Annotated in this window: 9 protein-coding genes; 6 read left to right on the top strand and 3 right to left on the bottom strand. The window is 40.1% G+C overall.

Annotation, left to right across the window (positions count from 1 at the left end; genetic code table 11):
- Window positions 1-14: 14 nt before the first annotated feature.
- Entirely contained in the window at window positions 15-2,708 is a 2,694-nt protein-coding gene (locus tag PALPR_RS04420) for a 4-alpha-glucanotransferase (RefSeq protein ID WP_013444414.1), read from the bottom strand.
- 370 nt (window positions 2,709-3,078) lie between these two features.
- On the opposite strand from PALPR_RS04420, the gene PALPR_RS04425 reads away from it, so the two are divergent.
- Window positions 3,079-4,023 (top strand): ribose-phosphate pyrophosphokinase, encoded by a 945-nt coding sequence (locus PALPR_RS04425; protein WP_013444415.1) that lies wholly within the window; start codon window positions 3,079-3,081, stop codon window positions 4,021-4,023.
- 357 nt (window positions 4,024-4,380) lie between these two features.
- On the opposite strand, the gene PALPR_RS04430 is transcribed toward PALPR_RS04425, so the two are convergent.
- Together PALPR_RS04430 and PALPR_RS04435 are read right to left on the bottom strand one after the other, a co-directional pair.
- Window positions 4,381-5,901, bottom strand: a complete 1,521-nt coding sequence (locus PALPR_RS04430) for an amino acid permease (protein ID WP_013444416.1) — start codon at window positions 5,899-5,901, stop codon at window positions 4,381-4,383.
- 665 nt (window positions 5,902-6,566) lie between these two features.
- A complete protein-coding gene (locus tag PALPR_RS04435) occupies window positions 6,567-8,021 on the bottom strand; it encodes an amino acid permease (protein ID WP_013444417.1) in 1,455 nt (484 codons plus the stop codon).
- 162 nt (window positions 8,022-8,183) lie between these two features.
- On the opposite strand from PALPR_RS04435, the gene PALPR_RS15890 reads away from it, so the two are divergent.
- The 5 genes from PALPR_RS15890 to PALPR_RS04460 all read left to right on the top strand — a co-directional run bounded on the left by PALPR_RS15890 (window position 8,184) and on the right by PALPR_RS04460 (window position 12,994).
- Window positions 8,184-8,342, top strand: coding sequence for a hypothetical protein (locus PALPR_RS15890; protein WP_171805019.1), 159 nt, complete (start codon window positions 8,184-8,186; stop codon window positions 8,340-8,342).
- 235 nt (window positions 8,343-8,577) lie between these two features.
- Entirely contained in the window at window positions 8,578-9,264 is a 687-nt protein-coding gene (locus PALPR_RS04445; RefSeq protein WP_013444418.1) for a hypothetical protein, read from the top strand.
- A 332-nt stretch (window positions 9,265-9,596) separates the two neighbouring features.
- Window positions 9,597-10,718: a protein kinase family protein gene (locus tag PALPR_RS04450; RefSeq protein ID WP_013444419.1), complete on the top strand. Its 1,122-nt coding sequence runs from the start codon at window positions 9,597-9,599 to the stop codon at window positions 10,716-10,718.
- Between the two features lie 401 nt (window positions 10,719-11,119).
- Window positions 11,120-11,755 carry a hypothetical protein gene (locus PALPR_RS04455; RefSeq protein WP_013444420.1) on the top strand — a complete coding sequence of 212 codons (636 nt, stop codon included), beginning with the start codon at window positions 11,120-11,122 and terminating at the stop codon, window positions 11,753-11,755.
- Between the two features lie 375 nt (window positions 11,756-12,130).
- A complete protein-coding gene (locus PALPR_RS04460; protein WP_013444421.1) occupies window positions 12,131-12,994 on the top strand; it encodes an alpha/beta hydrolase in 864 nt (287 codons plus the stop codon).
- Window positions 12,995-13,063: the final 69 nt, after the last annotated feature.

The following is a 13,063-nucleotide window of genomic DNA, read 5'->3' on the forward strand; positions in this document are numbered from 1 at the left end:
ACGCTGAACTTTACCTACCTGCCTGTCTGAGTAATATAATTTAGCAATTCGTCATTAAATTCATCGTTCTCAAGCAAATCTTCCATATTCAGATGCAACCGGAATCTCCAGCTATTCATCGAATTGGATGGCACATTTATGCGTTCGTCGTGCGGATTTTGTCGGCGGACTGAGTCTGAAATACTCAACAGATCCTGCATCTGGAAAATACTCCACATGGCCGGTGAATACAAGTGCTGTAAAATTATATCCCTGCAAATCCACCATTCACAGTAGTAAGGAGCTTCGCCCCAATGTCCGAGTTGTGAGTTATAAAAACGTTGTGTCACGCCACGATCTTCCTCCCACCAACCGCGTATAGTGCTCATGTCGTGTGTCGAAGGCGTTACTACCGACAGATAAGGTGCATCATCGGGGTGAAAAAATTCTATTTTATTTGATTTCGGTGCACGCTGCACTTCCAGGCTTAAAATACCCAACTCTTTCATGGCAGTTGTCACGCAAGGTGTCATCATGCCCAAATCCTCACCGCAAATCAGCATATTGGTAGCTCGCTTCAGTGCCGGAAGCTTTTCCATGCCGGATTTATACCAGTTATTATCCTGCCTTCTGTAAAAATAATCTACATACAGTTCACGTATCCTATCCTGTGTGTAATAATCCAACTCTCTGAAGGTCGACAATGATTCCATGCCAAAACGCGGATAAAACTGAGTTCCATTGCTTCCTTCAACTTCAAAAAACAATACATTTGAAATCAGGTCGAACAAACCCCATTTAATTCTGTCGGAAATCTCCCCGGCCTGATGTAATTGATCTACCATCAACTGGCTCAAGAAGTTTTCTTTCAGGCGAAGCACCCAACCATCTTCTATTTGCAAACAATTGGCCTTTACCCACGGCACATCTTCGCCGAATAAATCCCACAAAATAGAATCGGTAATATAAGGTTTACAAAAACGATTATAGTCAAACCACAGACCTTTCTCAGCAAATTCATTGATATGGATAGGAATGGAAGGATTTAAGTGACCCATAATTCCCTCCACCTGACTGACAGGAATCTGCCAGATGCGGAAAAATCCCAGAATATGATCGATACGAAACGTATCAAAATAATTGGACATTTGAGAAAATCGCTTCTTCCACCAATCAAATCCGGTGTGTTCAATTTCTTTCCAGTTGTAAGTCGGTAATTCCCAGTTTTGACCTTTTATGGCAAACATATCGGGTGGCGCACCGGCTTGCATGTGCATGTGAAACAATTCGGGCGAAACCCAGGTATCCACACTGTTTCGATTCACTCCTATAGGTATATCACCCTTCAGCACCACTCCATGTTGGTGAGCATAGTTGGCAGCTTCCGAAAGTTGTTTGTGCAAATGATACTGAATAAAATAATTGACAGCGATATCGTCGAAATACGGTTGAGTGGCTGATGAAAATTCGTCTATTTTAGTCTTGTCATAATCGGCAAATTCCTGCCATTCTCTATAATCGGGAGTGCCGAATTTATCGCGCAACACACAATAGGCAGCATACGGTACGAGCCAGTATTCATTTTCTTCAAAAAAAGTTTTGAATTCCTTATCCGCCAGAAACGACTCTTTGTTTTGTAGATATAATTCTTTGGCATACCCAAGTTTATAACTAATCACATCCATAAATGCGATTAACTCCTTCGCGTTCAACTCAGCTTGTGTGGTACCATATTCTGCCTGAAGCGGATGGCTATCTGGTAGTTTTCCCATGGCTGGAAGGTTCAAAAATAACGGATTCAGCGCAAAAGCTGAAATGGCCGCATAAGGAAGCACGTCGGCGTCGGTATGAGTACCGATTGTATCGTTGAGCGGAAGAACCTGAATGAGTTTCAGACCAACCCTGGCAGCCCAGTCCACCAGCAATTTGATATCGCCGAAATCGCCAACTCCAAAACTTTCTCTTGTTCTGATACTGAAAACCGGCAATCCCACTCCTGCGCCCTTCCACGACTGATTCGGGAAGCGGGTAAAACCATCCGAAAGTATCACCAGACTTTTGTTCGATTTGGCTATCGGGGCAGTACGATCCGCACCGGTTTCGAAATACCGGAATTGATGATCTTCCAGATCATACACACCGTATTTGTAGTGAACGTCAGATTTTTCATTACTCAGATCAACTCCCACAGTCCACCAATTATTCTTTTCCCGGCTCAATATAACAGGCTTATTTGTAGACCAACTCCCCAGTGCACGACAGTCGCCTATCAGACAGATAGCTTCATTATTTTTCAATACAGGCATTTTTACTTTAAAAAGATGCGTATATGTATCTGCCTGTTTCAGATTTGATTCGGAAGCTTGTTGCTTCAACAATACTTGCTGAAATGGCGCAGTCAAAAATACATTTTCGGTACTCCCGGCAGCATTCCACTTATCAAAGCAATAAATCGTATCTGTTTTCGACGGTTGAATATTGATAACCCTGTCATCGCCCCATTCCTCAACAAATTGCCCTGTTTCGTCGTTAAACAAAATATACTTGTAAATCAGTTCGAAGCTTTCGGTGTTTGGTATCTCTATTTCGCCCGACCAATCTTCTTTGTATTGAAAATTGAGTGGCAGTGCTTTTGTTTTATCATTATCCCCCAATTCAGGAATATTTCCGGTAACCAAAAGCCTTTGTCCCCAGCGGGTAAAAAAAGGTATATTGAAGTGAATTCTCATAGATATTTGAATTATAGATAATTAGGCTGTGCGTTTTTAAACACGAACAAAAATAGTGTTATTTTCAGCAGCTCTATTTTAGGGTGCTTGTAAAAACCGCAAAATTTGATTACAAACGTTTGCAGTAAATAGTCTTATTGAAAAAGCAGATAATCACATTTACTACCCGAACAAACAAATCAACAGAAGCGAAATTCTTTATCTACCGATATTTATTCATAAAATTTGATCCGTAGAACGAAAGGACAGGTAAATGAATTTAATCCTAATAAATATTCATTGCTATTTTAATCAAGATTTCGCATCTTTTTTATAATTATATTCAGTACTTTTGCAAAAAATTTCTCGAAAACTAAATTTCACAGCACCCATGTCAGCACCCTCTTCACCTTTTAAAGTATTTTCAGGTACTAACAGCCGTTATCTTGCCGAAAAAATCTGTCAAAGCCTTGATTGCCCACTCGGGAATATGAAAATTCAACATTTCTCGGATGGTGAATTTTCTGTTTCATACGAAGAATCAATTCGTGGTCAGTACATTTATCTGGTACAATCCACGTTTCCCAATTCCGATAATCTGATGGAATTGCTCTTAATGATTGATGCTGCCAAACGTGCTTCAGCGTACAAAATCATTGCTGTTGTTCCTTATTTTGGTTGGGCACGTCAGGATCGTAAGGACAAACCCCGCGTATCAATTGGAGCAAAACTTATCGCCGACATGCTGGGTGTAGCCGGTATCGACCGATTAATTACCATGGATTTACATGCCGATCAGATTCAGGGATTTTTCGATATTCCGGTTGATCATCTTTACGCATCTACTATTTTTGTTCCGTATATCAAGTCGCTGAAATTAAAGAATCTGGTAATAGCTTCGCCCGATGTGGGTGGATCGAAACGTGCCGGTTCGTACTCCAAGTACCTGGGTGTACCCATGGTAATTTGCTACAAAACACGCGAAAGAGCCAACGTGGTAGGCGAAATGACCATTATTGGTGAAGTGTATGGCAAAGACGTAATTATTACCGATGATATGGTGGATACTGCCGGAACGCTTTGCAAAGCTGCAGATTTAATGATGAGCAAAGGAGCCCGAAGCGTACGTGCCATTGTTTCGCACGGTGTAATGTCCGGCGAGGCATCGGAAAAAGTTATGCAATCGGCTCTTACAGAAATTGCATTTACCGATTCTATTCCTTTTGAGTTGAGTAACTGTCCGAAGGCTAAGATTCTTTCTATCTCTAAAATGTTTGCCGACACTATATCCCGCGTTCAGGAAAACAAATCAATCAGCGAACAATACTTATTATAATTTGCTGTATTCAGCAATATAAAAAAGAAACTCCTGAATCTTTACGATTCAGGAGTTTCTTTTTGTATAATCGGCAAAGGTTTGACACAAGCACCAATCTGAATAATTATCGCCTAATTATTTATCATCATCTAAAATTCTGTTACGGTGCTCTGCACCTCAATTCCTATGATTGACTGGAATTTTCTACAAATAGTTTGGTGCTCTGCACCTTTGTCAGGGACAGAGTCCCGAGCTATTTGTAGAAATAAGATTCGGATACATAATTCACAGGTGCAGAGCACCGTAATATCCTGATTTTATATTCAAGCCTTTTCCTTTTATATCAAACTCACATTAATCAAGTGAGAAATTTTCTTATCGTTTAGCATTTTTGCGAGCATGACTGTGCTTGCGACCGTAGGAAAAGTAAATCACAAAACCAATCAACATCCATATAATCAAACGAAGCCAGGTGTCGCCAGGCAACGAAGCCATTTGAGCAAAACAAACCAGTGCTCCTAATATTGGCACAAACGGAACCCACGGAGTTCTGAATCCACGTACAGCATCCGGCTCTGACTTACGCAAAAGAATAATTCCGATAGACACGATTACAAACGCAAGCAAGGTACCGATAGAAACCATTTCGCCCAGCAGACCGATAGGGAAAAGTCCGGCAAATAAAGCCGCAAAACTACCCGTTACGATAGTGGTGATATGAGGCGTTTTAAATTTCGAGTGCGTTTTTGCAAAGCTTTTCCACAAAAGCCCATCGGAAGCCATAGTGAAGAATACACGCGACTGACCTAACAACAATACCAGTACCACCGAACTCAAACCGGCTATTGCCCCTATTTTTATAATCGGTCGTAACCAAGCCAGACTCGGGCCTGCACTGTTTATTGCCAATGCAATAGGAGCTTCTACATTCAGGTATTTGTAATTGAGAATTCCGGTTAGCACCAAACTAACGGCAATGTATAAGACTGTACAAATCAGCAGCGAGAAAAGAATACCCCGAGGTACATCGCGCTTAGGGTTAATGGCTTCCTGCGAAGTGGTAGAAACCGCATCGAAACCCACATAGGCAAAGAATACTACAGCCGCAGCGGTCAACACACCTGACCAACCAAAACGACCAGAATCAGCAGCAAGATATTTTGTGAAACCCAAAAATTCAAAGTTCGACCAGTCATAGTTCCGAATATCATGCGTATTAAATGGAACAAATGGATGCCAGTTACTAACGTTGATATGCGAAATCCCAAACCCGATAAAAAGCAAAATAACGGTCACTTTCACCAAAACAATGATATTATTAAACTTGGCCGACTCTTTGATACCGATTACTAGTAAAGTAGTCATGATAGCTACAATAAATACGGCCGGAAAGTTGATAAAAGCTCCCGAACTATGCCAACCTGTATGATCGAAGATAAACGGACTCTGACACATGGAAGGTGGAATGACGATACCTAAATCGGCCAGAAAGCTGGTAACATAACCTGCCCAGCCCACCGCCACGGTAGCCGATCCGAAAAGATATTCCAGAATAAGATCCCAACCGATAATCCAGGCTACAAACTCACCCATAGTGGCATAACCATAAGTATAGGCGCTGCCCGAAACGGGAATCATCGACGAAAACTCGGCATAACACAGCCCTGCCAACAAACACCCAAACGCAGAAATAATAAAAGACAATGCCACAGCAGGTCCGGCATGCAGTGCGGCAGCAGTACCCGTGAGCACAAATATACCTGCACCGATTACGCACCCTACCCCCAACAAGGTCAGGTTCAGTGCACTTAAATGTCTTTTCAGTGAGTTGTGGTCACCATCTGCTTGTAGTTCAAGCTCAGCAAGCGTCTTTCGAATAAATAAGTCTTTAAACATAAATATAAATGATTTTTGCAGAAGTCGAAAGTCAATTTGATAGCGATTGTTCGGTTCTGCTTAATAATTGATTTGTTTTGGCACAAAAATAAGAAAATTAATCCATCCTTTTGCATGAAAATTGAATTTTAGTCGCATTTTAATTCAGGTTACGAAAAGCGGAAACAACGCTCTGAAAATATCTGACTGCTAAAGCGAATAACAAATGAATTCATTAAGTTTCTAAAGCTTTGGATTTATGACTGATAGTACATTAATATCCGGATTCCTGATAAGGAATCAATGTAAATAGCCGCCGGTAAAACCGGTGGATGAGAACCACAGAAACTGCCGGAACCCTGAAAGGGTTCAATAAGTGTTTTTTTGAACGCAAATAACGCAAATGGCACAAATCTCCGCAAATGCTTTTTTTTGTAAATACTTTATATTAGCCATTTATACTTTGTGTTTATTTGCGGTTGTTTTTCTTTTAGGACAAGCTCATATTCACATTTAGCCACTTCATGGCATCTTGCCCTGTCTGAAATTATCCCGTATTCGGGATAATGCTATGTGTTCTTAGTCTTATATCTCCGATTTAAAACTACTGTGAACTATGTGACAAAAAAACATATCAACAATAATTATCATTTACCTAACTTACTTATACAATCTCCGCCCCGCTATCATCGATTCCTTTTTCGGGCAACGCTGTGCTTACGGCCGTAACCGAAGTAGATAACAAAACCGATAGCCATCCAGATAATAAGCCTCAACCACGTATCGATGGGTAAAGACAACATTTGGATAAAACAAACCAGAGCCCCCAACACGGGTACAAACGGCACCCACGGAGTTTTGAAAGCGCGGGGAGCGTCGGGTTCTGTTTTACGCAAAATAAGTATGCCGATACACACTATGGCAAATGCCAGCAGCGTGCCGATGGACACCAGTTCGCCCAGCAAACCGATAGGAAAGATACCCGCCATCAAGGCCGTAAAAAATCCGGTGATGAGCGTGGAGTAATGCGGGGTTTTAAACTTCGAATGCGTTTTGGCAAAACATTTCCAGAGCAATCCGTCGTGAGCCATGGAGAAGAATATGCGGGTTTGTCCGAGCAACGTAACCAGAATGACCGAGCTCAGTCCGGCAATGGTACCGATCTTTATAATCGGGCTAAGCCACCGGAGCCCCTGCCCGCCCCTGTCGATAGCCAGCGCAATGGGTGCAGCCACATTCAGCTCTTTGTAATTCACCATGCCGGTGAGCACAAAGCTTACACCCACATACAAAACGGTGCATACCAGCAACGAAAACAGGATGCTCAACGGCAAATCGCGCTTGGGGTTGATGGCTTCCTGCGAAGTGGTGGACACGGCATCGAAACCGATATAGGCAAAGAAAATCACCCCCGAACCCGTCAGTATGCCCGACCAACCGTAGTGACCCCACACGCCCGTGTTCTGAGGGATAAACGGAGTCCAGTTTTCGGGATGAATATGCGACAGCCCGAAACCGATAAAAAGCAACACCACCACAACTTTGATAACCACCGTGATATTATTGAAACGCACCGTTTCCTTGATGCCCACCACCAGCAACGCCGTGAGCAGCACCACAATAAAAACGGCCGGGAAATTGATAAATGCGCCTGTGACATGCCACCCTGCCTGGTCGTACTCAAAGGGCGACTGCGCCATCGAAGCCGGCAGATAAATACCAAAGTCGGCCAGAAAACTCAGTACATAGCCCGACCATCCCACCGCAACGGTAGCCGTGCTAAACAGGTATTCGAGCACCAGATCCCACCCGATAACCCACGCCATAAGTTCGCCCATGGTGGCATAGCTGTAGGTATAAGCGCTGCCCGACAGCGGAATCATAGCAGCAAACTCGGCATAACACAGCCCCGCCAACAGGCACCCGAAAGCCGATAAGATAAACGAAAAAATAATGGCCGGACCGGCATGCATCTGAGCCGCCGTGCCTGTAAGCACAAAAATACCCGCACCAATCACGCTCCCTATGCCCAACAGCGTCAGGTTCATAAGTCCTAGGTGGCGTTTCAGCCCGTGTTTATTGCTGTTGGCCTCCTCGTCCAGCTGAGCAAGCGTCTTTTTTATAAATAAGTCTTTTATCATCGGCACAGTTTTTTCATTTTGAAAGCGTATTCAGCCATTCGCTGACATTTTTAAAACAGAAGCTGCAAAAATAGTATTTTATTCTGTATTATCGGGGATGCACTGTACAAAGCAGTAAAATTTGGAAATACCCGCTAAATTTTCCGGAACGCTGCTCGAAAGATGGAGAAGACCTCTCGAAAGTTCGGAACGCCGCTAAAATTTTCGGAACGCTGCTCGAAAGTTGGAGAAGCCCGCTCGAAAGTTCGGAACGTCGCTAAATTTTTCGGAACGCCGCTCGAAAGATGGAGAAGCCTGCTCGAAAATTCGGAACGCCGCTAAAATTTTCGGAACGCCGCTCGAAAGATGGAGAAGCCTGCTCGAAAGTTCGGAACGCCGCTAAAATTTTCGGAACGCCGCTCGAAAATTCGGAGACGAACTCAAACTCATCGGAGTGTAAACAGATATCAAAACATCTCAGTAAAAAAATTGGATAAATTATCACAATATTTTTTGTTTGTTACAAAACTTATTGTTAGATTTGCGTCAATTAATTACCATAAAAAACTTTTTATCCATGAATGATTATCAAAACGCAAAACAAGCTTCTTACAAGTTAATAGTAAAAGAAGCAAAGAATCATCCCAATGAAGTGTCGCTTATTCCTTCGTTTTCAACAGGTATCAACCGGTTCGAAACCATCGTCAATCAGATTGATACGGTCAGCACCGAGCAGGCAAAAAGCATTAAAGGTATCACCGACGGCAAAAACTCCGTGATGGGCTTAGTGGCCGACTATCTGGTAGACGTAGCGGGAGCCATACACTCATACGCCGAAAATACCAATAACCTGGCGCTGCAAGACCGGGTGAATTACAAAGAATCGGCTATCAGCAAAATGGCGCAGCCCGACCTCATTAAAGCCGCAGCCATAGTGATAGAAGAAGCCGACAAACTAGGCCTCGGTGCATTGTCCAACGAAGGAATAACCCCCGTCGAAATGGATGAATTCAGAACTGCCTTCAACCAATTCAAAGAAGTAAGCTCCGACCCGCGCGAAGCCATTATCGACCGCTCCAACTACACACAGCAGCTGGCCGATTTGTTTGCCGACGCCTCTAAGCTGAAAAAAACTACGCTCGACCGACTGGCAACCCAGTTCAAACGCAAAGCGCCTGAGTTTTATGCCAAATACAAAGCCGCATCGATGGTTATTTACCGTCAGGCTGCGAAAAGCAGTACAGAAGCCACTCCAAAAGCATAGCTAGCACACCCAAGCTCTCTTGTTCACTAACACTATAGTTTTCTTGATGACGATTTCCCCGACAACGTAGCCAAAGTTGTTGGGGAAATTTATTTTCCGTCCAAAGCGCGGCATATCAAAATAAAGCAAACTTCGTCCTGTTAATTAAAAAATACTTGCTATCTTTGGGTTTTGAAATAAGAAGGGATAATCTGCCGATAAGTCAGTTGCGCAAGTTCCCCACCAAATCAGTTATGTGAATCGAAAAACAGAAATAAGCTAATATAGAAATAAGTGTGACGGAGTCGTACATACACAAATGTTAGGGGACATTTTAGAAAAAATAAAAAAAAATGAAAAGCAACATAATAGAATTTCTCAGAAAAAAGGATTTTCGATTTGAAAGTAACATTGGACAAGGTGGAACCGGAAAAACTGTATTATTAAAGGATGAATTGATAAATGAATTATTTGTTTGTAAGAAATACTCACCTTATTATAAGTCTGATAAAGAAAAGTATTTTAAAAACTTTGTCGATGAAATAAAAATACTTCACTCATTATTTCATCTAAATTTAGTTAGAGTCTTTAACTATTATTTATATCCCGAATTGCATACCGGGTATATTTTAATGGAATATATAAAAGGTATACAGATTTCTGATTTCATTAGGAACAATCCAGAGAGAATAAATAGTGTTTTTACCCAAACAATAGATGGGTTTAGATATCTTGAAGAAAATAAAATATTACACAGAGACATTAGACCCGACAATATTCTAGTTTCTGAAAAAGGTGTTGTCAAAATAATCGATTTTGGTTTTGGGAAAATAATTGAATTCGATGACAAATTTAACAAAAGTATTTCTTTAAATTGGAGATATTCAACACCTAACGAATTTAGCCTTGAAATTTATGATTTTAAAACTGAAGTGTATTTTGTAGGAAAGTTATTTGAAGAAATAATAAAAGAGAATGATATTGAAAATCTTAAATATACTCAAATACTAAATAAAATGATAAATCCTAAATACGATGAAAGGATTCATTCATTTTTTGATGTTTCAAGAGAAATTCTATCCGATTGTTCGAACTCAATTTATTTCACTGATGATGAAAAACAAGTCTATCAGATCTTCGCTGGACGATTAGTGGAGATATTTAGTAAAATATGTGACGATTCTGAATATATTTCAAATCTTGATACGATAATAATGGAGTTAGAAACAATTTATAGGAACTCAATTTTAGAAGATGAAATTCAAAATCCAACTAGAATTGCAAGTTGCTTTATTAAAGGTCAATACTATTATAATAAAAACATAAGATTTTATGTAGAGAATTTAGAATCATTTATACGAATGATGAAATCTAGTTCCTTCGACAGAAAGAAGATAATTTTAAATAACTTATGGCAAAGACTCGACAGAATTAAAAGATATCCAAAGGAATCAAATTCTGATTTGCCTTTCTGAAAAACAAGAAAAACTAAAGATAGGTTAATAAACGACCTTCTAACACGGTCTGTCGTTATATATAAGTGTAAAAAAATAAAAACTATGAGTAAAAGCTATCTCTGTTCCCGCGCGATTGTATCGCGTGGTAAATAGAAATTAAAAACAAAGAGTGGTTAGCAATAATGAACGGTTAGCAAATAGCACGCGGTTGAGCAAGAGTTTGCGTAGGGACAGGTCGAGACCTGTCCGCCTAAATAAAAATAAATATACAATACAAAGGACAGTTCACGACCTGTCCTTTGTATTGGGTTGGTTCATCGGCGACGTGGTTTGGTGAACCGTGACGATAAAGAAAAAAAAACGAGAAACTTACTTTTGAATAGTCTGGTTGCAAACCTAATGAGAAAACAACAAAATTTATGAAACGAGTAATCATTTCAAACTTATTTATCCTATTTACAGCTCTTTCTTTTGGTCAGAAACTGACACTCGCACAGAAAGAAAGCGTCCATAAAATAATGACCGATATCGGTAAAGACGACCAAAAATACAGATGGCAACTAATGTTGGGAGAACTCGACAGCGTAAAACTTGACTCGCTAAAGAAATTGCCTGACCAAGTAAAATTTGCACGGATTAAAAAAGTAATGAAAAATGAACTTGGTTTTAATAAATCAACAAAAGATTCAATTTTGCATCTTCAAAATGAGATTGACTCTTTGAATAATTTAAAATTCTTATCTGTAATAAACCAATATGGCTATCCTTCATTCAAAAGAACGGGAAGTACAGTTTCAAGCACATTGATACTTCATCTTGTAAGTGAAACTAATTTCAAACTTTTAGAATCATTGTTTAAAACAGAACTTTATAAGAAAAACATGCCTGCAGAAGAATTTGCTAAATGGTTCGACAGATGTCAAATAGTAATGAATAAAAAACAACTTTATGGCGAATATGACCAACAATATCCTTGTGTCGAAAACATTAAGATTTCGAATACGGAAAGGAAGAAAATAGGACTGAAAAAACTAAAGAATAACGATTGTCGATAAGTCTAACTCTGTTCCCGCGCGATTGTATCGCGTGGTTAACGCTGGTCGGTGGGAACCAACGGTCAGCGTAGCTAATTGCAATTCCACCTTTTTGTACTATGAGGATTTTAAATCCGATAGACAAATTGTTCTATTTTAAAGAACAGATTGCAAATCCTAAGAATACAAAAAGTTGGGATTAAAAGAAAATCCCAACAACCAGTCTGAAATATTCTGCAAACAATAAGATAGATATATCCGGAGGGACGGGGGAATATTTGAAACAGAAATAAAATTCGAAACGAGGAAACTACTTTGATTTTTTGCAACAAAATGCGGATAAAAACATGCTGCACCCATATTGAAATTTAGATTTACAAACAAACGATATTATTTATGACTAAAAGAACATTATTTATAGCAGTCATTCTGCTATTTTCAATGCTGGTAAATGCCAAAGTAATTGAACAAAACAGCGTGAAGAGTAAGATATTGAACAGAAATGTATCATACTCGGTGTATTTCCCGAAAGGTTACGACTCCGATTTACGTTCGTATCCGGTCATCTATCTTTTGCATGGATACAAGGACGATCAGACCACATGGATCAACAATGGTAATATTGCCTGGTATGCTGATGCGGCTATAGAGGCTGGCAAAATCCCTCCGGTAATCATTATCATGCCGGATGCGGGAGTAAGTATGTATGTAAATTCATTTGATGGCAAGAATAATTATGAAGACTTCTTTATCAAAGAGTTTATGCCTACGGTCGAAAATCTATACCGCATCAAACAAAATAAATATAGCCGCGGTATCACCGGTCATTCCATGGGCGGATGGGGTTGTTTGTTATACGCTTTAAAATATCCTGATTTGTTTATTGCTACAGCTCCTATGAGTGCAGGTATTCATGATGATAAAGATATTGTTACATATGACGATCAGAAATGGGAAACTGTGTTCGGATCTATATTTGGTTCTAATATAAAAGGCACCGAACGATTAAATGAATATTGGTATAAAAATTCTATATTGAAAATAGTTGAAGAAAAAACGCAGGCAGAACTACAAAAAGTCAAGATACGCATTAGTTGCGGTGATCAGGATTATTTATTAAAAGGAAGTCTGTTGCTCCATTTTGCATTGAACGAAAAAAACGTCAATCATCAATTACGCGTCAAAGAAGGTGCGCATACATGGTCATTTTGGCGATCAGACATTACGGATGTTCTTGAATTTATCACATGTAATTTCTGATAACAAAAGTTGAAAACTGCCAGATTTTAAAATACGGAAAGTTTGGAACTTTGATAGATTTCAGTTGAA

The organism is Paludibacter propionicigenes WB4 (assembly GCF_000183135.1).
In the GTDB taxonomy this organism is placed as follows: Bacteria; Bacteroidota; Bacteroidia; order Bacteroidales; family Paludibacteraceae; genus Paludibacter; species Paludibacter propionicigenes.

Coding starts and splice junctions, on each gene's coding strand:
- PALPR_RS04420 (WP_013444414.1), bottom strand. CDS start 2,708: ATGAGAATTCACTTCAATATACCTTTTTTTACCCGCTGGGGACAAAGG.
- PALPR_RS04425 (WP_013444415.1), top strand. CDS start 3,079: ATGTCAGCACCCTCTTCACCTTTTAAAGTATTTTCAGGTACTAACAGC.
- PALPR_RS04430 (WP_013444416.1), bottom strand. CDS start 5,901: ATGTTTAAAGACTTATTTATTCGAAAGACGCTTGCTGAGCTTGAACTA.
- PALPR_RS04435 (WP_013444417.1), bottom strand. CDS start 8,021: ATGATAAAAGACTTATTTATAAAAAAGACGCTTGCTCAGCTGGACGAG.
- PALPR_RS15890 (WP_171805019.1), top strand. CDS start 8,184: ATGGAGAAGACCTCTCGAAAGTTCGGAACGCCGCTAAAATTTTCGGAA.
- PALPR_RS04445 (WP_013444418.1), top strand. CDS start 8,578: ATGAATGATTATCAAAACGCAAAACAAGCTTCTTACAAGTTAATAGTA.
- PALPR_RS04450 (WP_013444419.1), top strand. CDS start 9,597: ATGAAAAGCAACATAATAGAATTTCTCAGAAAAAAGGATTTTCGATTT.
- PALPR_RS04455 (WP_013444420.1), top strand. CDS start 11,120: ATGAAACGAGTAATCATTTCAAACTTATTTATCCTATTTACAGCTCTT.
- PALPR_RS04460 (WP_013444421.1), top strand. CDS start 12,131: ATGACTAAAAGAACATTATTTATAGCAGTCATTCTGCTATTTTCAATG.